Annotated in this window: 26 protein-coding genes; 16 read left to right on the forward strand and 10 right to left on the reverse strand. The window is 68.3% G+C overall.

Features of this window, described 5'->3' with window-relative positions; all coding sequences use genetic code 11:
• Nucleotides 1–151 precede the first annotated feature (151 nt).
• Nucleotides 152–355 carry a cold-shock protein gene (locus tag ABWO84_RS09770; RefSeq protein WP_353114342.1) on the forward strand — a complete coding sequence of 68 codons (204 nt, stop codon included), beginning with the start codon at nucleotides 152–154 and terminating at the stop codon, nucleotides 353–355.
• A 225-nt stretch (nucleotides 356–580) separates the two neighbouring features.
• Complete coding sequence (locus ABWO84_RS09775) at nucleotides 581–1,792, forward strand: LCP family protein (protein ID WP_353114343.1); 1,212 nt, start codon at nucleotides 581–583, stop codon at nucleotides 1,790–1,792.
• An 85-nt stretch (nucleotides 1,793–1,877) separates the two neighbouring features.
• On the opposite strand, the gene ABWO84_RS09780 is transcribed toward ABWO84_RS09775, so the two are convergent.
• Nucleotides 1,878–2,012: a hypothetical protein gene (locus ABWO84_RS09780; RefSeq protein WP_353114344.1), complete on the reverse strand. Its 135-nt coding sequence runs from the start codon at nucleotides 2,010–2,012 to the stop codon at nucleotides 1,878–1,880.
• A gap of 194 nt (nucleotides 2,013–2,206) precedes the next feature.
• Between ABWO84_RS09780 and ABWO84_RS09785 the strand changes: the two genes are divergently transcribed.
• From ABWO84_RS09785 to ABWO84_RS09830, 10 genes are all read left to right on the forward strand, one after another.
• Nucleotides 2,207–3,424, forward strand: a complete 1,218-nt coding sequence (locus ABWO84_RS09785; RefSeq protein WP_353114345.1) for a CaiB/BaiF CoA transferase family protein — start codon at nucleotides 2,207–2,209, stop codon at nucleotides 3,422–3,424.
• Nucleotides 3,424–4,212, forward strand: a complete 789-nt coding sequence (locus ABWO84_RS09790) for an HpcH/HpaI aldolase/citrate lyase family protein (RefSeq protein WP_353114346.1) — start codon at nucleotides 3,424–3,426, stop codon at nucleotides 4,210–4,212. Before ABWO84_RS09785 ends, ABWO84_RS09790 begins: the two co-directional genes overlap by 1 nt.
• Before the next feature lie 129 nt (nucleotides 4,213–4,341).
• Nucleotides 4,342–5,364 (forward strand): LacI family DNA-binding transcriptional regulator, encoded by a 1,023-nt coding sequence (locus ABWO84_RS09795; protein WP_353114347.1) that lies wholly within the window; start codon nucleotides 4,342–4,344, stop codon nucleotides 5,362–5,364.
• Nucleotides 5,361–6,302, forward strand: coding sequence for a carbohydrate ABC transporter permease (locus tag ABWO84_RS09800; RefSeq protein WP_353114348.1), 942 nt, complete (start codon nucleotides 5,361–5,363; stop codon nucleotides 6,300–6,302). Before ABWO84_RS09795 ends, ABWO84_RS09800 begins: the two co-directional genes overlap by 4 nt.
• Entirely contained in the window at nucleotides 6,299–7,129 is an 831-nt protein-coding gene (locus ABWO84_RS09805) for a carbohydrate ABC transporter permease (RefSeq protein ID WP_353114349.1), read from the forward strand. Before ABWO84_RS09800 ends, ABWO84_RS09805 begins: the two co-directional genes overlap by 4 nt.
• 51 nt (nucleotides 7,130–7,180) lie before the next feature.
• Complete coding sequence (locus ABWO84_RS09810) at nucleotides 7,181–8,470, forward strand: ABC transporter substrate-binding protein (protein ID WP_353114350.1); 1,290 nt, start codon at nucleotides 7,181–7,183, stop codon at nucleotides 8,468–8,470.
• Between the two features lie 53 nt (nucleotides 8,471–8,523).
• Nucleotides 8,524–9,672, forward strand: a complete 1,149-nt coding sequence (locus tag ABWO84_RS09815) for an ADP-ribosylglycohydrolase family protein (RefSeq protein ID WP_353114351.1) — start codon at nucleotides 8,524–8,526, stop codon at nucleotides 9,670–9,672.
• Nucleotides 9,672–11,018 carry an ADP-ribosylglycohydrolase family protein gene (locus tag ABWO84_RS09820; RefSeq protein WP_353114352.1) on the forward strand — a complete coding sequence of 449 codons (1,347 nt, stop codon included), beginning with the start codon at nucleotides 9,672–9,674 and terminating at the stop codon, nucleotides 11,016–11,018. The genes ABWO84_RS09815 and ABWO84_RS09820 overlap by 1 nt, the downstream gene beginning before the upstream one ends.
• Before the next feature lie 22 nt (nucleotides 11,019–11,040).
• Nucleotides 11,041–12,036 carry an ADP-ribosylglycohydrolase family protein gene (locus ABWO84_RS09825; RefSeq protein WP_353114353.1) on the forward strand — a complete coding sequence of 332 codons (996 nt, stop codon included), beginning with the start codon at nucleotides 11,041–11,043 and terminating at the stop codon, nucleotides 12,034–12,036.
• Entirely contained in the window at nucleotides 12,033–13,028 is a 996-nt protein-coding gene (locus ABWO84_RS09830) for an ADP-ribosylglycohydrolase family protein (RefSeq protein ID WP_353114354.1), read from the forward strand. The genes ABWO84_RS09825 and ABWO84_RS09830 overlap by 4 nt, the downstream gene beginning before the upstream one ends.
• A gap of 16 nt (nucleotides 13,029–13,044) precedes the next feature.
• On the opposite strand, the gene ABWO84_RS09835 is transcribed toward ABWO84_RS09830, so the two are convergent.
• Nucleotides 13,045–13,626, reverse strand: a complete 582-nt coding sequence (locus ABWO84_RS09835; RefSeq protein WP_353114355.1) for a TetR family transcriptional regulator — start codon at nucleotides 13,624–13,626, stop codon at nucleotides 13,045–13,047.
• Between the two features lie 73 nt (nucleotides 13,627–13,699).
• Between ABWO84_RS09835 and ABWO84_RS09840 the strand changes: the two genes are divergently transcribed.
• Entirely contained in the window at nucleotides 13,700–14,662 is a 963-nt protein-coding gene (locus ABWO84_RS09840; RefSeq protein WP_353114356.1) for an alpha/beta hydrolase, read from the forward strand.
• Nucleotides 14,663–14,717: 55 nt separating this feature from the next.
• Here ABWO84_RS09840 and ABWO84_RS09845 read toward each other — a convergent pair whose 3' ends face one another.
• Nucleotides 14,718–15,008 carry a hypothetical protein gene (locus ABWO84_RS09845; protein ID WP_353114357.1) on the reverse strand — a complete coding sequence of 97 codons (291 nt, stop codon included), beginning with the start codon at nucleotides 15,006–15,008 and terminating at the stop codon, nucleotides 14,718–14,720.
• A 386-nt stretch (nucleotides 15,009–15,394) separates the two neighbouring features.
• Nucleotides 15,395–15,952 (reverse strand): hypothetical protein, encoded by a 558-nt coding sequence (locus tag ABWO84_RS09850; protein WP_353114358.1) that lies wholly within the window; start codon nucleotides 15,950–15,952, stop codon nucleotides 15,395–15,397.
• On the opposite strand from ABWO84_RS09850, the gene ABWO84_RS09855 reads away from it, so the two are divergent.
• Nucleotides 15,951–17,504: an aminotransferase-like domain-containing protein gene (locus ABWO84_RS09855; RefSeq protein ID WP_353114359.1), complete on the forward strand. Its 1,554-nt coding sequence runs from the start codon at nucleotides 15,951–15,953 to the stop codon at nucleotides 17,502–17,504. The genes ABWO84_RS09850 and ABWO84_RS09855 overlap by 2 nt on opposite strands.
• A gap of 57 nt (nucleotides 17,505–17,561) precedes the next feature.
• Nucleotides 17,562–18,077, forward strand: coding sequence for a GNAT family N-acetyltransferase (locus ABWO84_RS09860; RefSeq protein WP_353114360.1), 516 nt, complete (start codon nucleotides 17,562–17,564; stop codon nucleotides 18,075–18,077).
• A 186-nt stretch (nucleotides 18,078–18,263) separates the two neighbouring features.
• On the opposite strand, the gene ABWO84_RS09865 is transcribed toward ABWO84_RS09860, so the two are convergent.
• From ABWO84_RS09865 to ABWO84_RS09890, 6 genes are all read right to left on the reverse strand, one after another.
• Nucleotides 18,264–18,788, reverse strand: coding sequence for a hypothetical protein (locus ABWO84_RS09865; protein ID WP_353114361.1), 525 nt, complete (start codon nucleotides 18,786–18,788; stop codon nucleotides 18,264–18,266).
• A gap of 266 nt (nucleotides 18,789–19,054) precedes the next feature.
• Nucleotides 19,055–19,705 (reverse strand): TetR/AcrR family transcriptional regulator, encoded by a 651-nt coding sequence (locus ABWO84_RS09870; protein WP_353114362.1) that lies wholly within the window; start codon nucleotides 19,703–19,705, stop codon nucleotides 19,055–19,057.
• A 124-nt stretch (nucleotides 19,706–19,829) separates the two neighbouring features.
• Nucleotides 19,830–20,492, reverse strand: coding sequence for a GOLPH3/VPS74 family protein (locus ABWO84_RS09875; protein ID WP_353114363.1), 663 nt, complete (start codon nucleotides 20,490–20,492; stop codon nucleotides 19,830–19,832).
• Complete coding sequence (locus tag ABWO84_RS09880) at nucleotides 20,489–21,010, reverse strand: hypothetical protein (protein ID WP_353114364.1); 522 nt, start codon at nucleotides 21,008–21,010, stop codon at nucleotides 20,489–20,491. The genes ABWO84_RS09875 and ABWO84_RS09880 overlap by 4 nt, the downstream gene beginning before the upstream one ends.
• A gap of 388 nt (nucleotides 21,011–21,398) precedes the next feature.
• The gene (locus ABWO84_RS09885; protein WP_353114365.1) at nucleotides 21,399–21,971 is read right to left on the reverse strand and encodes a DUF4276 family protein; all 573 of its coding nucleotides are present in this window, start codon (nucleotides 21,969–21,971) and stop codon (nucleotides 21,399–21,401) included.
• Nucleotides 21,968–23,149, reverse strand: coding sequence for an AAA family ATPase (locus tag ABWO84_RS09890; protein ID WP_353114366.1), 1,182 nt, complete (start codon nucleotides 23,147–23,149; stop codon nucleotides 21,968–21,970). Before ABWO84_RS09890 ends, ABWO84_RS09885 begins: the two co-directional genes overlap by 4 nt.
• Nucleotides 23,150–23,557: 408 nt before the next feature.
• On the opposite strand from ABWO84_RS09890, the gene ABWO84_RS09895 reads away from it, so the two are divergent.
• Entirely contained in the window at nucleotides 23,558–24,541 is a 984-nt protein-coding gene (locus ABWO84_RS09895; protein ID WP_353114367.1) for an IS481 family transposase, read from the forward strand.
• The last annotated feature ends 56 nt before the right edge of the window (nucleotides 24,542–24,597 follow it).

A 24,597-nucleotide genomic window follows, 5' to 3' on the forward strand; every position in this document is an offset into this window, starting at 1 on the left:
CCGCGCGCTCCTGGAGGACTTCGCGTCCGGCTCCGCCGCCGACATCTCGATGACCGCCCCCTCGGCGAGTCATCTCCCTACCCCGCGGCGACGTCGTCGTCGCGGTCTCACGGATCACTCCCGTGGTCCCAGACAACGAAGGAATGACGTCATGGCCACTGGCACCGTCAAATGGTTCAACTCCGACAAGGGCTACGGTTTCATCGCCCCCGACGACGGGTCCGCCGACCTGTTCGCGCACTTCAGCGCGATCGTCGGATCGGGCCACCGCAACCTCGAGGAGGCGCAGAAGGTCGAGTTCGACGCCGAGCGCGGCGACAAGGGGATGCAGGCGACCAACATCCGGGTGCTCTGACACTCACCTCCGCGCAGAACGCGCGACCACGCGAAGGCGGCCTCTTGCATGCGAGAGGCCGCCTTCGTGCCGCCTCGCCGGGGCTCGACCGGACTCCCAGGGATCACGGAAGATCGTCAAGACCGGGCTGCTAGTGTCACGACCGTTACCAAGCCGTGATTCTTTGCGGCCGCCTCCCTCCCGAGCCTCCGCCCCGAGCGGACCCGTCCCCCGAAACGGATGAGGATGAAACGCCCCCAGCCGCTCCGCAGCCCCTCCGACCCCGCCGACGGCCCGATCGGCGATCCGATGTCCGACTCCCCCCGCCGCACACTGCGTCGCCGTCGCCGGATCGGCCTGATCATCGGTGCCGTGCTCCTCGTCGTGGTCCTCGCCGTGGTCGCCGTCGTCGTCGCGATCGCGCTCCGCGTCACCGGCAACGTCGCCTCCAATGCGGTGACGCGCCCCGGCGCCTCCGCGGACGCTCCGAAGATCCCCGACTGGAACGGCCCGGTGAATCTGCTGATCATGGGGTCGGACGGCCGCGCAGACCTGACCAGCGGCAAGTACGGCGACGACGACATCTCCGGCGACCGGTCCGACACTCTGATGCTGCTCCACATCAATGCGCAGCACACGGACGCCACCCTCGTCAGCATCCCGCGGGACACCATGGTCTCCCGCCCGGAGTGCACCTCGAAGGACGGCACGGTCCACCCCGCGGCGGACCGCGTGCAGATCAACAGCACGTTCGACATCGGCCCCTATTGCACCCTCGACACGGTCACGCAGCTCACCAAGCTCCCCATCGACAACTTCGTCGTGGTGAACTTCGACGGATTCATCGACATCACCAACGCGATCGGCGGAGTCGAGGTCTGCCTCGCCGAGGACGTCGACGACCGCTTCTCCGGGCTGCACCTCTCGGCGGGCACGCACACGATCAAGGGCGCGGAGGCGCTCGCCTTCGTGCGCACTCGTCACGGCATCGGCGACGGCAGCGACCTCGGACGCATCCGCACCCAGCAGATCTACCTGTCGGCGCTCGCCCGCAAGGTGAAGAGCGCGGAGACGCTCACCAACCCGGTCGCGCTGTTCCAGCTCGCCGATGCCGCGAGCCGCACCCTCCAGGTGGACGAGGGCCTTTCCTCGCCGAGCGCCCTCGTCGGGCTGGCGGGCACCCTGGCGAACGTATCCCTCGACCGGATGGTGCTGCTGCAGCTGCCGGTGCGCGACTACCCCGCGAACCGCAACCGCGTCGAACCGATCCCCTCGCAGTCGGCCGCGCTGTTCGAGGCGATGAGGAACGACCGGCCGGTCGTCCTGCAGACCCCGCCGGCGGAGGGCCCGAAGGCCCCCGCGACGACCGCGCCCTCCACCGGCGGTCCGTCCGGCGGGGAGACGCTCCCTCCCGACACGAAGGGCCAAACCGCCGACCGCCCGACCTGCGCGGGCTGACGGCCACGCGCTTCGGAGATCGAAAAGGCCTCCCGGAAGGGCTTGGGAGCAGCATTTTCGATCTCCGGAGCGCGGATGCCGTGCGTCAGTGCTTCCACAGATAGAGCACGACGACGGCGGCGATGAGCGCCAGCACGCCGAGCATCATCCATACCGGCGCGCCGGCGATCTCGCGGCGGAACCACCGCGTCCGATACGGGTCATGAGACCGCGATTTCATCGGCCTTCCTCCATTCCCGCGCGCAGCCCCCCAAGGCCACCGCGCGTGAGCCCCCAGCTTCACCCTCGGATGTCGTGTCCAGCGTCTCAGCCCCGGTTGCGGACCAGCCCGGAGGTCGATCGGGATCAGCTGGGAAACACGGATCCGCAGAAGACGAGCCTCCTTCCGCCGGTCGCACTGGCTATCATGTCCCGGTGCCGGCCGACGAAGATCTGAGAACCGTTCCATCCCCGCCGCTGGAGGGAGTGCGGGTGCTCGACGTGTCGACGCTCTTCGCCGGCCCTCTCGCAGCGACCTTCCTCGGCGACTTCGGCGCCGAAGTGATCAAGATCGAGCACCCGGCGCGGCCCGACGCCTCCCGCGGGCACGGTCCGCAGAAGGAAGGTGTCAATCTGTGGTGGAAGACCCTCGGACGCAACAAGCGCACCGTGACCGTCGACCTGAGCGCACCGGACGGCGCCGAGGTGCTGCGCCGCCTCGTCGCCGACGCGGACGTCGTGATCGAGAACTTCCGCCCCGGCACGCTCGAACGCTGGGGGCTCTCCCCCGACCGGCTCCTCGCGATCAACCCGCGACTGGTGCTCGCCCGCGTCACGGCGTTCGGGCAGTTCGGACCGTACTCCGGCCGGCCCGGCTTCGGCAGCCTGGCCGAGGCCATGAGCGGCTTCGCAGCGCTCACCGGCGACCCGGACGGCCCGCCGACGCTCCCGCCCTTCGGCCTGGCCGACGGGGTCGCCGCCCTCGCCACGGCCTATGCGGTGATGGCCGCCCTGCGGGGAGCCGAGCGCGACGGGCGGGGCCAGGTGGTGGACATGGCGATCATCGAGCCCATCCTCATGCTCCTCGGCGGGCAGATCACCGCCTGGGACCAGCTCGGGACGGTGCAGCCGCGCACCGGGAACCGCTCGGTCAACAACGCCCCGCGCAACGTCTACCGCTCCCGCGACGGCGTCTGGCTCGCGGTGTCGACCAGCTCCCAGTCGATCGCGGAGCGCGTGATGACGCTGGTGGGCCGCCCCGAGCTGATCGCGCAGCCGTGGTTCGGCTCCGGACACGAACGTGCGCTGCACGCCGACGAGCTCGACGACGCCGTGCAGTCCTGGATCGGCGCGCACGACGCCGATGAGGTGATCGCCGCGTTCGAGGCGGCCTCCGCCGCGATCGCGCCGGTGTACGACGTGCGCGGGGTCGTGGAGGATCCGCAGTACCAGGCGCTCGGCACGGTGGTGCGGATGCCCGACGACGAGCTCGGCGAGGTCGCGATGCAGAACGTGCTGTTCCGCCTCTCCCGCACCCCCGGGTCGATCCGCTGGACCGGGCGTCCCCATGGCGCCGACACCGATGAGGTGCTGCGGGGCGCCGGATACTCCGCCGCCGAGATCGCCGCACTGCGACGGAACGGAGCCGTGTGATGCATCGCACCGGACTCTACGTGCCCGGGAACCGGCCAGACCGGTTCGGCTCCGCGCGGGCGAGCGGCGCCGACCTCGTCGTCTTCGATCTCGAGGACGCCGTGCCCGTGGCGGACAAGGGAAGGGCGAGGGAGGCCGTGCGCGACCACCTGCGCGAGACGGCTCCGGCGGCCCCCGCTCTCGAGGTGAGGGTCAACGACGGGGACGACGACGACCTCCGGGCGGTGGCGGAGCTGCCGCTCGCCGTCGGCCTCCGGCTGCCGAAGGTCGAGGACGTCGCCGTGCTCGACCGTGTCGCCGCGCTCGCACCGGGAAGGCCCGTGACGGCGCTCCTCGAGACGGCCCGCGGGGTGCTCGCCGCGCTCCGAATCGCCGAGCACCCGGCGGTCACGGCGATCGCGCTCGGCGAGAGCGACCTGCGCAGCGAGCTCGGCGGCGGGCAGGCCGTGCTCGATCACGCCCGGCTCACGGCGGTGTTCGCCGCGCGCGCCGCGGGGCTCCCGGCGCCGATGGCGTCGGTGTACCCCGGGATCCGCGATCTCGACGGACTGACGACCGACACCCGGGGCGCCGCGCAGCTCGGACTGTTCGGGCGCATGGCGGTGCATCCCGCGCAGCTGCCGGTGATCGCCGCGGTGTTCGCCCCCTCCGACGACGAGGTCGCCTGGGCCGAGGAGGTGATCGCCGCGCTGCGGAGCGGAGGCGTCACGACCCTGCGCTCGGGCGAGATGGTCGACCCGGCGATGCGCGGACGCGCGGAGCGGATCCTGCGCCTCGCGCACCCGTAGGGCTTCTCGACGAGACGGCCTTGACATCCCGCCGTCGCTCTCCTAGATTCCCTGCAGCCCGAACAGCGCCGATTTGGAAACGTTTCCAATGACGGTCGCTGTAAACGTTTCCACTCGACGAGGAGAACCATGGGGACGAAGCCGACACTCCACGAGGTCGCCGCCGCAGCCGGCGTCTCCCTCGCCTCGGCCTCGCGAGCGCTCACCGGGCAGTCCGCGAGCCCCGAGATGGTCCGCAAGGTACGTGCCGCGGCGAAGCGCGTCGGCTACCTCCCGGACGCCACCGCACGCGCCCTGCGCCTCGGCGGTCGCCGCCAGGTGGTCTTCGCCGTCGACGACATCGGCAACCCGAACTACGTGCAGATGCTGCGCGCGATCGAGGAGGAGCTCGGCGAGACCGCGCGCCTCAGCGTCTCGTCCACCGGTCGCCGCCCCGACCAGACCGTCGAGCTCGTCCGGATGCTCAGCATGGGAGCCGGCGACGGTCTCATCATCTCCCCGCTGCGGGTCACTCCCTCGCTGCGGCAGGCCCTCGCCGACACCGTGGTCCCGGTCGTCGTGATCGGCACCCTGCATTCGGATCTCGGCATCGACAGCGTCTTCGTCGACTCGGCCGTCGCCGTCGGGATGGTCGTCGACCACCTCGTCGGCATCGGCCGCACACGGATCGGCGTGATCAACGGCCCCGGCAACACCAATCCCGGCTCCGCCCGTCGAGCGGGTTTCGCGGCGGCAGCGCAGAGGCACGCGCTGCCGCGCACCGACGCGATGCAGATCACGGCGACCGACTTCACCGTGGGCGCCGGTGTCGAGGCGGCCGAGCGGCTGCTGACGGCCACCAGCGAGGAGGCCTCCCCGATCGATGCGATCGTGTGCGCGAACGACCTCATCGCGATCGGTGCGATCGACGCGCTCCGCCGGCGCGGACTCCGCGTACCGGAGGACGTCGCCGTCACCGGGATCGACGACACCGAGCTCGCCGCTCTGTTCAGCCCCCCGCTCACCTCGGTCTCGCTCCAGTCCGAACGACGCGGACGGATCGCGGCACGCATGCTGAGCGCGCGCTTCGCCGACCCCGCCCGCCCCACGCAGCGCGAGACGGTCGACGCCACGCTCGTGATCCGGGCGTCGACGATCGGAGAGGCCGCATGAGCACGGACGTCCGCACGACCGCCCGCCCCGCCGCGACCGCGCCGCGCAACGGCGGGCTCGCCCGCAGCAAGCGCAACGAGGCGATCGGGCTCGTCATCCCGACGCTGCTCCCGATCCTCCTGCTCAGCGTGGTCCCGCTGGTCATCGGCGTCGCGACCGCCTTCACCGACTCCCGGCTCGCACGCAACCACGACGTGCAGTTCATCGGCTTCGAGAACTTCATCAAGCTCGGATCCGACGTGCAGTTCTGGCAGTCCTTCGGCATCGGGATGATCTGGGCGGTCACCGTCACCGCGCTGCAGGTCGTGGGAGGCCTCTGCCTCGCCCTGCTGCTGAACACCAATCTGCGCTTCCGCGGGATCACCCGGGTGCTCGCGCTCATCCCCTGGGCCATGCCCCCGGTGGTCGTCGCCGTGATGTGGCAGATGATCTACTCCCCCACCAACGGACCGCTCAACTGGCTCATCGAAGCGCTCGGCGGCCCCCAGAACATCAACTGGCTCGGCGACTTCGGGCTGGCGCTCCCCGCCGTGATCCTCGTCGGAGTCTGGGTCGGGATGCCGCAGAACACCGTGGTGCTGCTCGCCGGTCTGCAGCAGGTTCCCGGCGAGCTCCTCGAAGCGGCCGCCGTCGACGGCGCCGGCACCTGGCGGCGCTTCGTGAACGTCACCCTCCCCGCACTGCGTCCGGTGATCTTTTCGATCGCCAGCCTCAGCTTCATCTGGAACTTCAACTCGTTCGGCATCGTCTACGTGATGACCGAGGGCGGTCCGGGCGGCCGCACCATGCTGCCGATGCTGTTCACCTACCTCGAGGCGTTCAAGACGCGCAACACCGGCGGCGCGGCGGCGATGGGCGACGTGATCGTCGTCTTCCTCATCGTCATCCTGGTGATCGCGCTCTGGCGACAGCTCCGACCCGAGAGGAGCGCCCGATGAAGAAGCCGGTCGTCCGCATCCTGCAGTACGTCGCACTCGCCGGGTTCCTGGTCTTCCTCGGCTTCCCGCTCGTGTGGCTGATCTCGACGGCGTTCAAGTCCTCGGCCGAGATCAACTCCCTCGCCGTCAACCTCTTCCCGCTCCAGCCCACGATCGACAACTTCATCGCGGCGTTCGAGAGGCAGGGGCTCGTGCGTGCCGCGGGCAACAGCCTCCTCGTCGCCATCGCCACGACGATCGTCGTCACGCTGCTGTCGATCCCCGGCGCCTACGTGATGGCCAGGTACCAGGGCAAGCTCCGCTCGATCGGCGTGGGCTACATCCTGGTCAGCCAGATCTTCCCGGTGATCCTGATCGTCATCCCGCTGTTCTTCATCCTCCGCGCGGTCGGACTCGTCGACTCGCTGCTGGGACTCGTCGTCGTGTACTCCGTGTACACGCTGCCGTTCTCACTGTGGATGCTGCAGGGCTACGTCGCCGCGATCCCCTACGACGTCGAAGAGGCGGCGGCGATCGACGGCGCCAACAAGGCGCGCACCCTGCAGCGGGTGGTCTTCCCGCTCCTGATGCCCGGGCTCGCCGCGACCGCGATGTTCAGCTTCGTCTCGGCGTACAACGAGTTCTTCTTCGCCCTCGTGCTCCTGCAGTCACCCGAGAACTACACCCTGCCCATCGCGCTCAGCACCTTCGTCGGCGGTGAGGGCAAGGTCGCCGTCGGACCGCTCGCGGCCGGAGCGCTGCTCTCGAGCATCCCCAGCATCGTGTTCTTCACGCTGCTGCAGAAGCGCCTGGCGACCGGCCTGCTCTCCGGCGCCGTCAAGGGCTAGATCCGCAAGTCCCTCCGCAACACCCGATCACCGAAGAGAAAGAGGTATGAAGTGAAGAAGCTTCATCGCGCGTCCATCGCGCTCGCGGCGGCGGCCGTGACGGCCCTGACCCTCACGTCCTGCACGCAGGGCGGCGACAAGCCCGACGGCGGCGACGGCAAGCCGGTCTCGATCACGTTCCAGTCCTTCTCCGACCAGCCCGCCGCCATCCAGGCGACGAAGGAGATCGTCGACGCCTGGAACGCCGACAACCCCGAGATCCAGGTCAAGATCGTCCAGGCCCCCACCGACAGCCTCGACGACAAGCTGACGACCCAGTTCGCCGGCGGCGTCGCCCCGGACATCATCCACTACGAGGTGCTCGGCATCGTGCCGTTCGCCCGCGACGGCTATGTCGCCGATCTCGGCGACCTCCTCAGCAAGGAGACCCTCGACGACATCGATCCGGGCGTGCTCGAATCGGTCACCGTCGACGACCAGATCATCGGCGCTCCGACGGAACTGCAGACCTACGTCGTGTTCGCGAACAAGAAGCTGCTCGAGGCCGCCGGCGTCGAGATCCCGACCGGCGACTCGATGAGCTGGGACCAGCTCGCCGAGATCGCCGCCGCGACCACCTCCGGCGACGTGCACGGCATCACCTGGGGGCTGAAGAGCCCCACCGCCGCGTTCATGAGCCTGGGGATGGGCTTCGGCTCGGAGTACTTCACCGGCAAGGGCGAGGGCATGAAGGTCGCGGTCGCGGACGCCGACCTCGAGGTGCCCAACCGGGTGCGCGACATGATCAAGGCCGGGTCCGTCGACCCGATCGGCGTCACCCAGTCGGGCTCCGACGTGCTGGCGACGTTCTACGCGGGTAAGGCCGCGATGACCGTGCAGGGCTCGTACCAGGTGGCGAACATCGCGACGGACGCACCGGCGGACATGGACTGGATCGTCCTCCCGCCGCTCGCGGGCACCAAGGGCGCGGTGCAGGCCGCCAACCCGCAGACGCTATCGATCAACGTCGACTCGGCGCATCCGAAGGAGGCGGCGAAGTTCCTCGACTACTTCATGAAGACCGACAACCTTGTGAAGATGAACATCGCCGACGGGCTGCTCCCGACGACGAAGTCCGCGCGCGAAGCGCTCGCGAAGCAGACGGCGGACAAGAACGGCTGGCCCGAGATCGTGAAGTCGTCCGAGGGGCTCCAGGGACCGGCGTTCCTGCAGGCCAACGGCTTCGTCCGCTGGAAGGACACCGTCGCGACCCCGGCGTTCCAGAAGTTCCTGGGCGGCGAGATCGACGACAAGGGACTCGCATCCGAGCTCGACAAGGGCTGGGCGCAGGTCAACGATTGACGACGGTGGGGCGGGTGCCCGGCATCCGCCCCACCGCAGACGAGAGGAATGGCATGAGCTGGATTCGGGAACGCACGGCGGCCGTGCTGGCGGGGTCGGCCATCGGCGACGCCCTGGGCGGGGCCGCAGAGGGGTTCAGCCCCGAGAAGATCAAGGAGCGATACGGGGGCAGGATCACCGGGATCGTGCCGCCGTACCACCTGGACTGGCAGACGGCCAGGCCGGTGAGCCCGTACCACAAGGGCGACGGCCACATCACCGACGACACCCTCATGACCCAGGCGCTCATCCGCGTCTACGCCGAGCGACGCGACCACATCGACGCCTTCGCGGTGGCGGAGTCGCTGGTGCCGCTGCTGCAGACCGAGCTGCGCTGGATCCCTGAGCTCGAACGCGAGTCGATCCTGCTGCAGCGCATCTTCCTCGCGGAGAAGTGGCTGGTGACGCGTCTGCAGTACGGACACGTCGATCCTCGGGAGGCAGGCGTCGGGAACGTCGTCAACTGCGGCGCCGCGATGTACATGGCGCCGGTGGGCATCGTCAACGCGGGCAACCCCCGCGCCGCCTACGTCGAGGCGATCGACGTGGCGGGCGCGCACCAGTCGAGCTACGGCCGCGAAGCCGCCGGGGTGTTCGCCGCCGCGGTCGCCGCATCGGTCGCGCCGGGGGCGGGCGTCGACGCGGTCATCGAGGCTGCGCTGGAGGTCGCGAAGGACGGGACGGCCGCCGCGATCCGCGCCGTCGTCGATGCCGCCCGCGCCCTCCCCGCGGATGCCGACGACGACGCGATCGGGACCGCCCTGCGCGATGCGATCCGCCCGTTCGACACGGTCGGCGAGGCGTACCGCGAACCCCTCATGGATGCGCGCACTCCCTCCCGCACCAAGTCGATCGAGGAGCTCCCGGTCGCGCTGGGCTTCCTCGTCGCATACGACGGGGCGTTCCTCCCCACCGTGCTGGGGGCGGTGAACTACGGCAGGGACTCCGACTCGATCGCATCGATGGCCGGAAGCCTCGCAGCCGGCATCGGCGGGAGCGCGTCGATCCCCTCCGACATCCTCGACCGGATCGCGGAGGCGAGCCGCGTGGACTTCGACGAGTACGCGGCGCTCCTATCGGATGTGGCCGAAGAGGTCATGACCCGCGACATCGCCCGCGCCGAGGCCGAGCTGCGTCGGGTCGCCGCGCTGCGGGAGGCGTGATGCGGCTCACCTGGGCCCAGCCGGAGGACCTCCTCCCCCATGAGCTGGTGCAGGCCCGCGCCGAGGGCAAGGAGGTCGACGCGATCATCGCGCGCTGGGACGACGCCGGCGGGGCGCTCGAGCCGGTGCGCGGCGGGGCGACGCCCGAGGCGCCCTCCGACGAGCTGCGCGCGCTCGCCCGCGAGCTGCTCGAGGCGCTCGATGCGGTCCCCGCGGCGGAGGACGAGCCCCGTGACTGGGGCGGCGTGCAGGCGATGCTCGACCTGCCGGCGCCGCTCGCGGCCCCGGCTCCGGACGCCCTGCAGGAGCGCATCCACGGCGCCTGGGCCGGACGGTCGGCGGGCTGCCTGTGGGGCAAACCCGTCGAGAAGATCCCGCGGGAGGGCATCGAGGAGATCCTCCGCGCCACCGGGCGCTGGCCGCTGGCCGACTACTTCACGGCGGTGGGGCTGCCGGAGGACGTGTCACGCCGATGGCCCTGGAACCGCCGGTCCGCGGTGAACTCCCTCGTCGAGAACATCGACGGGATGCCGGAGGACGACGACCTCAACTACCCCCTGCTCAACCTGCGTGTGCTGGAGACCGCCGGGCGCGGCTTCACGACGGACGACGTCGCACAGGCGTGGCTGCAGGACCTCCCGGCCGGACGGACCTTCACGGCGGAGCGGATCGCGTACCGCAACCTGCTCGACGGGTGGCGCCCCGACGAGGCCGCACGGGTGCGCAACCCCTTCCGCGAGTGGATCGGGGCGCTGATCCGCACGGACGTCTACGGCTGGATCAACCCCGGCGACATCGCCGAGGCCGCCCGCATGGCGTGGACGGATGCCCGGCTCAGCCACACCGGGAACGGACTGTGGGGGGCGATGTGGGCGGCCGCACTGACCTCGGCGTCCCTCGTCGCCGCGTCGGTCGACGAGGTGCTCGCGCTCGCGGCGACCGCCGTGCCCGCGGACAGCCGCCTCGCGGAGGCGATCGCGCACGGCGCCGACCTGGGACGCTCGGGCCTCGACGACGCCGCCGCATTGGACGATCTGCACGCGACCTACGGGCACCTGCACTGGGTGCACACCGTCAACAACGCCGCGCTCATCGCGTTCGCCCTCGCCCGCAGCGGCGGAGAGCTCGCGCGAGGGGTGCCCCTCGCCGTGCTCGCGGGATGGGACACCGACTCCGCGGGGGCGACGGTCGGATCCGTCCTCGGCGGACTCAGGGGTTTCACCGCCCTTCCCGCCCACCTCACCGCTCCCCTCAAGAACCGCATCGCCACGAGCCTCCCCGGGCTCGACGGCGTCGAGATCGACGATCTCGCCCGTCGCACCGCAGCGCTCACACCCCATCGTTGACACCCCAGAGACGAGGAACCCCATGACTTCTCCCCTGCTGAGCCTCCAGGACCGCGCGCGGGGCTCGCTCGCCGGTCTGGCGATCGGCGACGCGATCGGCCGTCCGGTCGAGGGCTTCTCCGCCGCCGAGATCCAGGCGGCCCACGGCCGCGTCACCGGCTATCTCGACCCGGAGCCCGCGGGCAGCGACGACACCGAGTACGCGCTGCTGACCGCGAAGACGGTGCAGCGGGTGGGCGTGGGCGCGACCGCGGACGACTTCGCGCAGACCTGGATCGAGGACGTGCTCCCGCAGGCCGACGACTTCAAGGGCGGCGGATTCAGCGAGATGGCGGCGATCGACAACCTGCGCCACGGCATCCGTCCGCCGCTGAGCGGCGACAACATGCACGGCTGGAGCGACGGCCTGGCGATGCGCGTGAGCCCGCTGGGGATCGTCGCCGACGGTGACGTCGCCCTCGCCGCACGTCTCGCCGAGGCGGACGGCGCGGTGAGCCACACCACGGAGGGCATCTGGGCCGGCGTCGTGGTCGCCGTCGCGGTGACCACAGCCCTCACCGGCGCCGACGCGGCGGCATGCTACGAGGCCGGCGTCGCGGCGATCCCGTCGGACAGCTGGACGGCCAGGAACCTCCGCGACGCGAGGGACCTCGTGCACTCGGGGCTGGACGACGACGCCCTGGCACTCGCCCTCCACGACCGCCTCGCCGTGGTGGACTACTTCTGGGCGGACCTCGCCCCCGAGGCCGTCGGCCTGGCCATGGCCTCCGTGCTCCATGCCAGGGGCCGGGCCGCCGACAGCATCCTGTTCGCCGTCAACATGGGGCGCGACGCCGACACGACCGCGGCGATCGCGGGATGCATCGGCGGAGCGATCTCGGGCATCGGCGACCTGCCCGCCGAGTGGGTCGCCGGCCTGCGCCCCGTCGCCGGCTCCTGCATCCGCTCCATGCGCGGCATCCATCCCCTCGATGCCGCCGACGCCCTGACCCGCATCGCCGAGGAGGCACGCGCATGACCACCCCCGTCCTCGAACTGCTGACCAGGGGCGTCGCCGCCGGCGAGAGCTCCTCGTCGATGAACGCCGACTTCCGGGTCTACGCCCTGCCGCCCAAGCGCGTGAACCGCGTCCGCATCCTCGCCAAGCTCGGCGACGATGGCCGCACCACCACGGTTCCGCGGCCCTTCACCCATGCGGCGCCGCCCTCGACCTTGCATCCCGGCGCCGGGGAGAACCTCGAATGGTTCGCCTTCTCGGCCCGCCAGCACTCCCGCGGGCTCGGGCTGGCCTCCTGGCGCGAGCTCGCTGAGCTCGCCGCCGACCCGGCGTCGGGGTTCCGCGCACGGATCGGCACCACGCTCGCGCTGCAGAACCTGCGCCGCGGGGCCGTGCCCCCGCAGTCAGGTCATGACAACGCGCACTACTTCGACGACATCGCCACTGTGCGTGCTCTCGGAGCGGTCGCGACGCTCGGCGCGGGTGACGCGGTCTCCGCCGCGGGCGACGACGCCGCCGTCACCCACTCCCTCGACGGCCTCTGGTGCGCGCGTGCCACTGCGGCGCTCTTCGTCGCGCTTCTCGACGGGGCGTCCGCCGCGGACGCCGTGCCGCTCGCCCTCGCGCAGCTGCCGGAGAACACCTGGAGCCGCCGGATGGCGGACAGCGCGCTGGAGGTCGCCGCCGAGGCGCAGGGCCCCCTGGACAGGGCGCGGCGGCTGAGCACCCGGGTGGGCGACTGGATCTACAGCTATCCGATCGCGGCGCCCGAGACCTTCGGCTTCCTGCTCGCCCACGTCGCGAACGCCGGGAGCGCCGAGGACCTCTTGCTCGGCGCCCTCGCCCAGCCGCGGAACGCCGCCGCCCTGCCCGCGCTCGCGGGCGCCGCCGCGGCGGCGCTGTTCGGCACGGACTGGATCCCGGAGGAGCTCACAGCCGACCGCGTCCGCCTGACCGGACTCGGCATCCCGCCGTTCGCAGGGCTGACGGTCGCGGAGGCGCTCCGGAGCTGAGGCCGAGGACCGGCGTTCAGCGCACCACGGTCTCGGCAAGCACGTGGTCGAGGGCCCGGCCCAGCCCCTCCGGATGCTCGGGCAGCACATCCGCCATCGCAGCGAGGAGGCATGCGCCGACGGCCCCGACCAGGGCTCGAAGCCGGAGGGGCGGAATCTCGGGGCGGGTCTCCGCGGCCTCCGCGGCGAGCCGCTGCTCGATCGTCGACACCTCGTAGAGGAAGCGCGCGGAGAGCTGCGGGGTCTCGGCGATGATGCGGTCGAACGCCGACGACGCGCTCTGACGGGCCGTGTCGGCGTAGTGCTCGACGACCACGTCCAGTGCGGCGCGCAACGCGTCGATGAGCGGCTCGTCCGCGGCGCGTCCGCGGAAGCGGGTCACGATGTCGTCCCCCATGGTCTGCCACTTGCCGATGACGACATCGTCCTTGGACGCGTAGTAGCGGAAGAACGTGCGCTTCGACATGCCTGCCGCCTCGGCGATCGCGTCGACGGTGGTCTGCTCGTAGCCGTCGCGCGCGAACAGATCGACGGCGATCACCGTGAGCTCACGGCGAACCGCTTCCCGCTTGCGCTGCGACAGGGATTGGATCTGCATCCCTCAATGTTAGTCGGTTGACAAGATTGTCACTTGGTGTCATTCTTGTCATCAAGAAGCGAGAGGGGTCATCATGACCACGAAGAATTACTACAAGGATCAGCAAGCGTGGCGCGATCTTCAGGAGTTCCTGCCGGAGCGCCTCCGCCTCACCGATGCAACGGCCCCGGAGGAGGACTTCTGGGACTGGAACGGACACACCATCCACCTGGACCGCTACCGCAACCCGGACGCGAAGGCGAAGGTGGTCCTGCACCACGGCGTGGGAACGAACGGGCGCCAGATGACGCTGATCCTCGGCGCACCGCTGGCCGCGCTCGGCTACGAGGTCGTCGCGGTCGACAATCTCGGATACGGGATGACCGCCGTCAAGCCCGGCACCAACCCGGACTACAACGACTGGGTGAACATGGTCGTCGACTTCCTGGCCTTCGAGAAGACCCGCGACACCCGTCCCATCGTCCTCTACGGCCTGAGCGCCGGCGGCATGCTCACCTATCACACCGCCGCGGCCGCCCCGAAGGGGATGCTCGCCGGCATCGTCGGGATGACCTTCCTCGACGAGCGCGTCCCGCAGGTTCGCGATGACACCGCGCACGACCTGCTCACCGCTCGGATCGGTGCGCCGCTCATGGCGCTGGCCGCCCGCACGCATCTGGGGGCGAAGAAGTACCCGATGTCCCTGGCGTCCAAGATGTCGGCACTGGCGAACGACCCGTCCGCCATGAAGGTCTTCATGAAGGACAAGACGTCCGCGGCGAACGCGATGTCGATCAGGTTCCTCGACTCCTACATGAACTACGCACCCGCCGTCGAGCCAGCCGACTTCGACGCCTGCCCGGTGCTGCTGACTCAGCCCGCCGAAGACCGCTGGTCCCCCCGCCCGCTGAGCACTCCCGTGTTGTCGAAGATCACGAAGGTCCCCGTCGAAGAGGTCTCACTCGAGAACGCCGGACACTACCCCCTCGAAGATCCGGGCCTGCAGCAGATGGTCGCCGCGATCGCAGACTTCACAGATCGCGTCACCGCGGCCTGAGGCCCACCGATACGGGACCGGTGGGCCAACCGCGGGCTGAGCGGCCCGATCGCCGTCAGAACGTCGGCCGCCCCACCCCGGCGACAAGGAATGGCATCGCGAGTGCGGTCACAGCCAGCACACTGCCCGCGATCCACATCCACCGCCTCGGAGGCCTGACGATGGCACGGATGGCGAGCGCGAGGAGCGCCAAGACGAAGACGGAGCACACGAGTACGAGCCCGACGACCGGCGCGAACAGCGTCGTTCGTCGCGTGCCCGTGGCATCGGGGGTGGCAGGGGGCAGCGAACCGACCACGGACATCTGCATCAACAATCCGATCAGCCCGATGAGCGAGATCGCCACGAGAACTCCGGCGGCGACAGCGTGCCGCCGTCTCCGCCTAGTCATGTGTTTCGCCCCGGCCTGAGCTCTCGACCGCTCTTGATCCCCCTGAGATGGATCGGCTCTTGCTGCTTCGCCAGATGGCGAGGACGATCGCGAGCAAGAACGCCACGCCGAAGATTCGACTGCCTGTCAGCGCCCAACCGACAGGCGTCGCCCCCGTGAGCGCGACGGCCAGGACCTGAAGGACGATCGCGAATCCTCCGCTGCCTGCGGGAGGCGGGCTCGGTGAGGCGTAGACGGCAACCGCCGAGCACGCGATCCAGCCGGCCCAAGTGAGGAGGAAGAACCGTATGATCACCTTCGACAGGAGGGTCATCTTCGTCTTCGGACGTTCCGACATCACGTCATCGCCCTCCGAACACGATGGCCGCCACCGCGGCGAAACCACCTGCGAGGAGGGCGACCGTTCCCCCGGCCACCGCCCCCGCCAGTCCCCAGCGCGTGTGAGGATCCATACGGCGCCTCCACCCGGACTCGACCATCACGCCGTCCACGAAGCGCGTGATCTCCCGCGAATCGAATGAGTACCCTTTGAAGAGGTCCCCGTCGTCGTGAATCCCGCCGACGACACCGCGTTGCATCTCGTGGACGGTCCCCCGAGTCCGCGACTTCTCCAGCTCCGCCCCCAGCACCTCGCCCCCCGTTCCGATCGCGTAGCGGATTTCCTGAGAAGACTGTTCGCGGTAGTAGGTCAGGCGCGACTCATCGAAGACCAGTGCGACCGTGTATGCGAGTGCCAGCCTCCGTCGATACCACAACGTCACATACCGCAGATCCGCGATGTCGAGCCCGACGGTCGCGCCCTGCGCCGTCCGCTCGACGCGGTACGGCATGCTCTCCGCCCGTCGCCTCAGTTCGCCGAAGAGGGCCTCGACGTTCGGCGCCGCAACACTCGTCCCCATGACGTCTCACTTCTCTTCGTGCGCGGGAGGGCATGCGCCGCTTCGCGTGTCCGCCGCCCAGGCGCATATGCAAGGATCACAGATCATGGGTCGGTCGACTATGCCAGTTTCGGCAATTCTCATTGAGCCAGAAGCAGATCACGGAACTCCTGGCCCCACGCCCGGGCGGCGACAACGCGCCGCCCGGGCCGTAGCACTGATCGAAGACGCCATCCGTTCGGGACGCCTCGCGGTCGGCGATCAGCTCCCTTCGACCCGGCAGCTGTCAGCCGCGCTGGGGATCGCGCGCGGTACCGTACAGGCCGCGATCTCTCAGCTCGTCGCCATCGGGATACTGGTCTCTTCGCCCCGCGCAGGAACATTTGTCGCGGCGACGGTCCCCGCTCACACACCGACCACCGAGACACTTCAGGCAGTGTCCTCGGGTTCCCCCGATCTGGAGGCCTTCCCCCGCCGGGCATGGGTGAAGGCCCTCGATGCCGCCATCGCCGATGGGACGCATCTGGCCTACGGCGACGCTCAGGGCGAACTGCCGCTTCGACGCGCCATACGCAGTCGGCTCGCCGACTATCGCGGCATCCGTGCTTCCACGGAGGAGATCGTCATCACCGCGGGCGTCTCCGGAGCCCTGCATCTGCTTTCCCTCCTGCTTCGCGAACCAGGCTTCACCGACGTCTTCGTCGAAGAGTTGAACTCCCGTTCCGTCCGACGCACGCTCGACTTCGGCTTCACACATGTCCATACCGTCGATGTCGACGACGAAGGCGCGATCGTGGACAGTCTCCCGAGACGACGGACTGTCGCCCTCCTCACGCCCGCTCAGCACTACCGGACAGGGGTCCCGTTGAGTGGCAGACGCCGACGGGAGCTGATCGCCTGGGCTCGCTCCACGGGCAGCCTCATCATCGAGGACGACTACTCCGGTGAGCTGTCCGCGACAGGGCCCGTCCCGCCGCCCCTGCAGCCGCTCGGCCCCGATGTCGTCCTGTACACCTCGAGCGTGTCGAAGTCGCTGTCCCCCGCCCTGCGCCTCGGATGGATCGTCGCGCCCGCGGTGCTGTCGACCCGACTCGCGCAGCTTCGCGACGTCACGGGTCTGAGCTCACCCGCATTTCTGCAGATCGCCCTGTCGCACATCATGGAGAACGGCACCTACGACCGGCATCTGCGGCAGCAGCGCAGAATCCTCGCCACCAAATATGCCCTCGTCAGGGACTCTCTCGCGTCGACGGTGCCCGAGGCGTATCTCTTCCCCCATGCCGCCGGCTCAACCGTCGCGATCCTGCTCGCTGTCGACGAGCGAGCCCTGAGTGCCTCTGCGAAACGCGCCGGCCTGGCAATCAGATCACTCAGCACCGTGCGCACGACACCGGGACCTCAAGGCGTCTTCCTTACCCTGAGCAGCATTCCGCTGGGTCAGATCGATCGCGTCGTCGACGTCATCGCGTCAGCTCATCTTCTCCGGCGAGGGTCGGGCCATTCCGCCTCCCCCTGGCGCCACGGACCGATCGGCCATGACCCGACGGGGTCGAGCGACACCGACGTTCTGTGAGAGTGTGACACCGTGATCTCGCCCTGGCCTTCTTCTGTTTGCGATCTCGAGTTCCGGGTGCCAACCCGCGCGGACGCCGAACAGGTGGTCGCCTTTCGCAACGTCCCCGAGGTCAATCGATTCATGGTCCGCACCCGTGTTGATCCAGACGTTCTCCGGACTGAGCTCGCCGGACTATCGACGTCGACGACCGACTTCTCGTGTGTCGTCGTGAGGGAGGGAGCAGTCGTCGCCATGGCGTTCCTCGACGCGGTCGACGGAACCGGCCAGCCCGGGAGGCCTCGCGGTACGGAAGGTGTGATCGGCTACATCGTCCGTCCCGACCGCTGGAGACAAGGGATCGCGACCACCATCGTCCCGGAGCTGCTCCGCGCTGGTTTCGAGAGCCTCGGGCTACGTCGGATCACCGCGGCATGCACCGCCGCGAACATCGCCTCGGTGCGGGCCCTCGAACATGCGGGCATGCGGCGCGAGCGCCATGGGATCGCCGATGAATGGCATACCGAACTCGGCTGGGTCGACAGCTTCGGCTACGCGCTCCTCGCCGAGGAGTGGCGCATTCGAGATCGGTAGCACCAGCCTCTCTCGGCTTCGGGTGTGGGAACTGTCGTCTGAGGCCTCCTCGCGCTCAAGAAGCAACCGACGTCTCGTGCACCGGATCTACCGGGGTGACCGCGCGACGGCACAGGCGGAGAGCCCGAGCACGGCGACGAACGCCAGCGCGGACCCTCCTCCCCGGAATGCTGCGTCGTTCATGGTCTACTCGTTTCCGCGGCGTGATCGCAGCGCCACCGTCAGCACGATCACGACGAGGAGTCCTCCCATCGCGCACAGCGCGATGCCGAAGATGTCGAAGAACCCCCATCCGGAAGCGGCTTGCGCCGACAACTCGGACTCGAGTTCGACCGTGACTGGGGCTCCCGGCAGATACAAGACCTCCGCGCCGACGATGTCGGCTTTCCCCGGGAACTCGTCTTCCCAGCCGTCCGGGCCGGAGATCGCCACCGGGATAGTCGGAGTCGTGCGCAACGTCGCGGTCGTCGCGGCCCCGTCCACGTCCGAGAACGTCACTTCCACCTCGACGCCCCGACGTTCTCCGTCGCTCCCCCGGAACACCTTGACCCGTGCGTCCAAGACCGTAGCCCTGTGCCCCTGTTCCGCCAATCGCTGCGTTTGAAGCCGCTGCTCGTTCGCACTCGCGAGCGATGACGCTCCCGCCCCGATCATCGCCAGTGCGATCACCCCGACAACCACCAATGCGATAATCGATCCCCGTCTACGCACTTGTCCCCCTCGGTCAGACCTGCTCGCAGTCTGCGAAGTTACCATGCGCGCTCGGAGACAGGCCTGCATGAATGAATCAGTACCTCGACCCGGTAGCCACGCCGCCTCCGAGCCGCGATCACACTCGCGCCATGCCTATCTGGACCAGGACTGACGTGACAGGCTGGGTATCCTGGGCGACCGGAGAGTGGGCGGCGCGGCGAACTCTCTCGGCTTGTGTTCCCGACCGTGCTCCGCGATCTGCGGGAGGCGGGCTCGGGCCCCGCTCAGCGGCGCTGCGAGGCCGGGGTGAAGGCGTGCAGCACTCCCAGGAGTGAGGTCGCCGCATCTCGTATGGGGAAGTCGGGATCGGCGAGGGTCTCCGCGGTGAGAGCGTCGACGGCGCCGCCGAGGATGATCGCATGGGCCCGCGCGTCGACGTGTTCGTCGTATTCGCCCGCGGCCTGCGCCCGGACGATCAGTTCGGCGAGGGGTTGCCATCGTCGCGCGGTCTCCGTGTGCTCGATCACGCCGATCTCCGGGTCGATGAACGACTCGGCCATCACGCGGATGCGCCTGGGGTCGTCGGCCAGGTGCTCGATGAGCGCTGTCAGGTAGGCCTCCAACGCGGCGCCGGGAGTGGGGGCGGCGGCGACATGTTCGCGGACGTGGTCGACGAGCCCGTTGCGGACGTCTTCATAGGCCGCGCGGATGACGTCGCTCTTCGTCGCGTAGTGATACAGTACGGCGGCCTTGGTGATCGACGCCGCGTCGGCGATGTTCTGCAGCGAGGTCCGCGCCGCGCCGTTCTCCGCGATCAGATCGATCGTGACGCCGATCAACTGCTCACGACGGGCTCGCTCCGCGAAGGTCAGCTCGTGCTCCTGCTTCCGGCGTCCTCGCACGGCGGGCTTCCGGGCGACGGGGCGATCGACCATCACTCATGTGTCCTTTCGGTGAGTCTCCGCGGCGTCGCGTCGCAACCGACGAGAAGCCACCTCACCATCATCCGCTCATCAGGGGCGCACACCGCCAGGGCACGGCCGCGTGTGTGCGATACGGTCAGAACCCCTGGGATCCGTTGTTCGCATTCACCGTGGCGATGATCGCGTTGTTCACCGCGGCGTTGGCTTGGGCGATCACCTTGCGCACGGCATCGGCCGTCTCACCCCCTCCGGTCACTGCCTCGATGCGAGCCTTGGTCGTTCCCGGGAACGCCTTCTTGACGAGTCGTGTCGCCCGACACAACGCCACGAGCGCCGAGTCCCAGTCGTCGGGGTCGCGATGGCCGGTGAGAACCTCTGACACGCGGGTCACGATCTCGTCCCGTGCCCGCGCAGTCGGAACGTGGCGTACCACAGCGAAGAGTCCCAGCGATACGGTCGTCATCGAGCTGACGAACCCGCGTGCCGCGGCCTCGTCGGCGACGCGGTCGGAGAGGTCGACGCCTCGGAACCGCTTCACCCAGTGCTTCGCGGATCGCCGGGCGGGCTCTGCGCGGATCTGCCGATCGAGGTCACCAATCAGGCCCGACGGAACGGGCCCGGTCAGAACTGCCGCCACCTCGCCGTCGATCACAGAGGCGTGCCCCCGCACGATGAGGTCGAGGAGTGCGGCGCCTCCGAGCCCGATCCGGAGCACTTTTCCTTGAATGATGCGGCGACCGTCAGGCCGGTGGGCCAGGACGAAGAGCGCGTCGGTGAGCGACGGGGATGCGGTGATCATCTCGATTCCTCTCGGGCGGGGGCGGACTTCCGTCCGGGGGAGGAAGGCGGCGTCGCGGACGTCGACGACGAGCAGGACGTGGTCTGGGCGGCTCCCGCTTCGGATCGACGCCGAACCGTGAAGAAGGCCCTCGTCGTCGCCGACCCCTGCAGAAGGACGAGGATCACCACTGCCGCGAGCACGAACGGCGGAGAGATCCACCGCACCGTTTCGGGGGAGATGAACCAGGTCAGCGCCCCGAAGACGATGGACAGCATCTGCGAGGCGACCACGATCCGGAACACCCGCCGGCTCCCCGATGGGAGCTTGGCGGCGTAGACGCCACACACCACCGCGAGAAGCCCGTGGAAGGACGCGGTTCGCACGATCTCGAGGAGGACCAGCTTCGCCACATCAGCCGGAGGCAGTCCCGGATTGGCGACGGCGAGCTGACTCTCCAGCGTTCGGCGCAGAAGGATCAATGCCGGGATCGACACGGCGTGCGCAACCGCCACCACGATCAAGAGCACTTGGCTCACGCGTACTCGTCGAGGAATGGATTCGACCTTTGCTAACCGCATGGTTAAGAGATTAAGCATGTGGTAGGCGACTGTCAAGGAGACCTCGGCGACGACGGAAGGTCGGACGCACACCATGAAGCCGCGACCGGCGCAGAGCCGGTGCGACCCACTTCAGCGCCTCCGGCCTGCACGCCCGGATACGACAAAACCCCCGGAATCCCGGGGGTTTCATTTTGTAGCAGGAGCGGGGCTTGAACCCGCGACCTCACGATTATGAGTTAGGTTGTGTGGGTCAGCGGGTGCTCGTTGGTCGCCGTTTGCCGCGTGATTCTGCGGAAGTCGTCATGGTTAGTGGCGGCTGGTTGAGGGTGGTTTCAGCGGAGCTACCGGCACGGAACCGGCACCCCTAAAGGGTCTCAACGATCGCGTCGACCTTTCGAAGCAGGCGGTCGAGGCTTGAACTGCGGGTTCTCGCAACGGAGACGTCCACGCGATGAGTCAGGCGGGCTTGCATCGTGGACTTCACATACTTCGCGGGAGCGATCAGAGATTCGATTGCGTTCTTACCGCGTTGTGCTGGAGACCAACTCGCGTCACCGATCTCGAGAGTTTCGACGGAGCAATAGAGCCAATCCTCAAAGTCGCGCTCCGCCACGACCACGACCACGGGAATCGCTGTGACCGCCTGAGCCCGAGCGAGCAACGTTGGACCGAGAACACAACTCAAGTCCTTGTCCGCGTCGACCAGGACGATGATTCCGCGGCACCCAGGTCGCGCGGCAGCGAGAACGTACCCTTCTACGCCGTTCGAGGGAGACGTCGCGGACCCTTTTCCTTTGAGTGGCACCGGCTTGCCGAGCACTTCGGCGTAAACGCCTTGAGTCTGAAGATACTTGCGGAGCAGGATCGGAAATGCTTCCTTGTCACCCGGACCTTCAACAACGAGACCAATGTGCGGGAGACCTGGCGCGGCCGTCATGAGGCAGGCTCGGGGTCGAGCGCGTCCGCGCGAAGCAGAGCACCGGGAGTGATCATTCCAGAACGCAGAACCTCTAAGGTGTGCTCGCTCACGGGTGCAAGGTACGATCTGCCATCCGTGCTCCACACCACCCGGAGAGACTCAACAGGAACTTCGTCGATGATGTCGGCGCTGTGAGTTGTGATCAGCACCTGTGTGGTCGCCGACTCCGCTTGCAGAATCTCCACGAGACTCTGAAGCGCTCCAAGATGGATCGCGACTTCGGGCTCTTCGATGACGATCAGACGTGGCCGTACGTCTTGCGTCAGGGCCAGCATGATCGCAAACGCGCGGAGCGTTCCATCGGACATCTGCTTTGCCAAGAATTCCCGATTGCCGTTGCCCGTTGACTGGATGAATGCGAGTGTCTGTTGGTCCGTGAAACTGCGTGGCTCGATTCGGACTATCCCCGGAACGATCGCCGACAGGCGCTCCGCAACCGCCTGCCGGTCATCTTGTGACAAGGACTCAAAGACGCTTGCCGTGTTCGAGCCTGCTGGGTCAAACTCACCCGTTGACGAGGGCTCCTGAAGGCTACCGACGAGCGCCGGGTTGATCTCGATGGTCTGGATTGACCTCAGGGCGTTGTACACGACGAAGGCCGCTAAAGGCCCGGTTGTCAAGGCGCTCTGGCCGGGAGGTATGACGCTCCCCGGCGAGTCTTCTCCGCGCTCAGATGAGACGACACGGTGGCCGTCGCTGTCGAAGTAGATCTTCGCTCCGCGTGAGCCGTAGTTGATCTCCGCGCGTTCGCGCTTCACCTTGTAGCGCTTGCCGCTAACAGAGGCAAGCGAAAGCTCATAGAAGGATGCAGAAGCATCATCAAAAGCGAACGTCAGCCGCAATGCGGGATCGTTCGGACGCCCATTGCTACGGTGACGCAGCTGGTCGTAGCCGCCGTGCCGCGCGAGCGCTACCGGAAGCCCATAGGTAGGGATGTCACGCAACAGGCGGAACGCCTTGACCGCGTTGGACTTGCCGCTGGCGTTCGGGCCGACGAGGGCTGTGAAATCGGAGAGGTCGAGTCGCGCGTGCTTGTACGACAGAAAGTTCGTCAGTTCGATGCTCAGGAAGCGTGGAGCACCAAAGAGGGGTGGCTCCTCGCTGGCGTCGTTCGTCAAAAGATCGAGGTCCGTCATGGACCAAGCATAGGGGCGTGGTGAGGGGACTCGGTGTGACGCTGAGGAGCGCCCGGACCGCAGCGGAGCGAGGACCGGACACACCGCAAGCGCCCACGCCGGCCGAAGGCCGGCCTTGAATGAGTAATGAAAGTCTTCACAGATCCGCCTGGGCGTCGGTCCTTTGACGCTGGGCAAGAGGTGGAGGCAACGTCATTCCCTCAAAGCCAGTCACGAGGGCCCTTGGGTCGCTCGCCAGTGCCCTCGCATCATCCTCGCCCAGAGAGGCGAATGCCTTGAGCAGGAGGTCAGCGGTGACCGATCCTTCGACTAGATGTACTGACCCGGATCGTTGTTGGCGTAGGAGAAGCCTCCGGTGTCGAGTTGGAGCTGTCTAGTTCTACAAGCTCGATCACACGGAGGCTTCTCGTGTCCCACGCTAATGCCCGGCTGACTCCGACAGGCCGGTTGATCATGGTCCAGCGCATCCAGTCGGGGCGGCGGTCGCTCATGTGGCAGCGGAGATGGGTATCTCCCGCACGACGGGCGTGGCGGTGGTGGCGTCGTTTTCGTGAGCTCGGGCTGGCTGGGCTGGCGGACCGATCGAGCGTGGCGAGGTCGCATCCGGCGCGGACGGGTCCGTGCGTGGAGGCGCGGGTGCGGATCATGCGTCACCTCACCCGCCGGGGACCGGTTTTCATCGCTGGAAAGCTCGGGATACACGCCTCGACAGTCGGCCGTGTTCTGCGCCGCCACCAGATGCCGTTGCTGCGCGAGTTGGACCCGGTCACGGGAATCGTGATCCGCGCGACGCGCCGTTCTGCGCGCCGCTACGAACACGATCATCCCGGGTCGCTGATCCATATCGACGTGAAGAAGCTCGGCCGTATCCCTGACGGCGGCGGATGGCGGGCCGATCCCTCGCAGAGCGCGGCTGTTCACAGGACCTCGCATCGCAAGGTCGGATACGACTTCGTCCACGCCGCCATCGATGACCACTCCCGGGTCGCTTATGCCGAGGTACACAGCGACGAGAAGGGCGACACCTGCGCAGCGTTTGCCCGGCGAGCGATCGCGTTCTTCGCCGATCTCGGGGTGAGAGTCGAGCGCATCATCACGGATAACGCGTTCGCCTACCGGCATGCGAGAGCGTTCCACGCCGCTCTGGCAGATAACCAGGTCACGCAGAAATTCATCAAGCCGCACTGCCCCTGGACGAACGGGAAGGTCGAGCGACTCAATCGCACACTCGCCGCTGAGTGGGCCTACGCCCACCCCTTCACCTCAAACGCAGAACGCGCAGCCGCCTTGCCAACATGGCTCAACCACTACAACCTAGACAGAGCCCACCTCGGCATCGGAGGCCACACCCCCATCGACCGAATCAACAACGGTCGAGGTCAGTACACCTAGCTGTGATGTCCAGGGAGGTTGTTGAGTCTGCTGATGGGTGGGGCTCCGATCGCGGA

Origin of the sequence: Microbacterium sp. (assembly GCF_040394595.1) — a bacterium.
Lineage (GTDB): Bacteria > Actinomycetota > Actinomycetes > Actinomycetales > Microbacteriaceae > Microbacterium.

Bases quoted from the DNA above. Each gene is read 5' to 3' on its own strand.
- ABWO84_RS09875 (WP_353114363.1), bottom strand. From the start codon at position 20,492: ATGATCACCGCATCCCCGTCGCTCACCGACGCGCTCTTCGTCCTGGCC.
- ABWO84_RS09800 (WP_353114348.1), top strand. From the start codon at position 5,361: ATGAGCACGGACGTCCGCACGACCGCCCGCCCCGCCGCGACCGCGCCG.
- ABWO84_RS09890 (WP_353114366.1), bottom strand. From the start codon at position 23,149: ATGACGGACCTCGATCTTTTGACGAACGACGCCAGCGAGGAGCCACCC.
- ABWO84_RS09795 (WP_353114347.1), top strand. From the start codon at position 4,342: ATGGGGACGAAGCCGACACTCCACGAGGTCGCCGCCGCAGCCGGCGTC.
- ABWO84_RS09825 (WP_353114353.1), top strand. From the start codon at position 11,041: ATGACTTCTCCCCTGCTGAGCCTCCAGGACCGCGCGCGGGGCTCGCTC.
- ABWO84_RS09885 (WP_353114365.1), bottom strand. From the start codon at position 21,971: ATGACGGCCGCGCCAGGTCTCCCGCACATTGGTCTCGTTGTTGAAGGT.
- ABWO84_RS09790 (WP_353114346.1), top strand. From the start codon at position 3,424: ATGCATCGCACCGGACTCTACGTGCCCGGGAACCGGCCAGACCGGTTC.
- ABWO84_RS09780 (WP_353114344.1), bottom strand. From the start codon at position 2,012: ATGAAATCGCGGTCTCATGACCCGTATCGGACGCGGTGGTTCCGCCGC.
- ABWO84_RS09805 (WP_353114349.1), top strand. From the start codon at position 6,299: ATGAAGAAGCCGGTCGTCCGCATCCTGCAGTACGTCGCACTCGCCGGG.
- ABWO84_RS09870 (WP_353114362.1), bottom strand. From the start codon at position 19,705: ATGGTCGATCGCCCCGTCGCCCGGAAGCCCGCCGTGCGAGGACGCCGG.
- ABWO84_RS09835 (WP_353114355.1), bottom strand. From the start codon at position 13,626: ATGCAGATCCAATCCCTGTCGCAGCGCAAGCGGGAAGCGGTTCGCCGT.
- ABWO84_RS09815 (WP_353114351.1), top strand. From the start codon at position 8,524: ATGAGCTGGATTCGGGAACGCACGGCGGCCGTGCTGGCGGGGTCGGCC.
- ABWO84_RS09855 (WP_353114359.1), top strand. From the start codon at position 15,951: ATGACGTCTCACTTCTCTTCGTGCGCGGGAGGGCATGCGCCGCTTCGC.
- ABWO84_RS09820 (WP_353114352.1), top strand. From the start codon at position 9,672: ATGCGGCTCACCTGGGCCCAGCCGGAGGACCTCCTCCCCCATGAGCTG.
- ABWO84_RS09840 (WP_353114356.1), top strand. From the start codon at position 13,700: ATGACCACGAAGAATTACTACAAGGATCAGCAAGCGTGGCGCGATCTT.
- ABWO84_RS09770 (WP_353114342.1), top strand. From the start codon at position 152: ATGGCCACTGGCACCGTCAAATGGTTCAACTCCGACAAGGGCTACGGT.
- ABWO84_RS09830 (WP_353114354.1), top strand. From the start codon at position 12,033: ATGACCACCCCCGTCCTCGAACTGCTGACCAGGGGCGTCGCCGCCGGC.
- ABWO84_RS09850 (WP_353114358.1), bottom strand. From the start codon at position 15,952: ATGGGGACGAGTGTTGCGGCGCCGAACGTCGAGGCCCTCTTCGGCGAA.
- ABWO84_RS09775 (WP_353114343.1), top strand. From the start codon at position 581: ATGAAACGCCCCCAGCCGCTCCGCAGCCCCTCCGACCCCGCCGACGGC.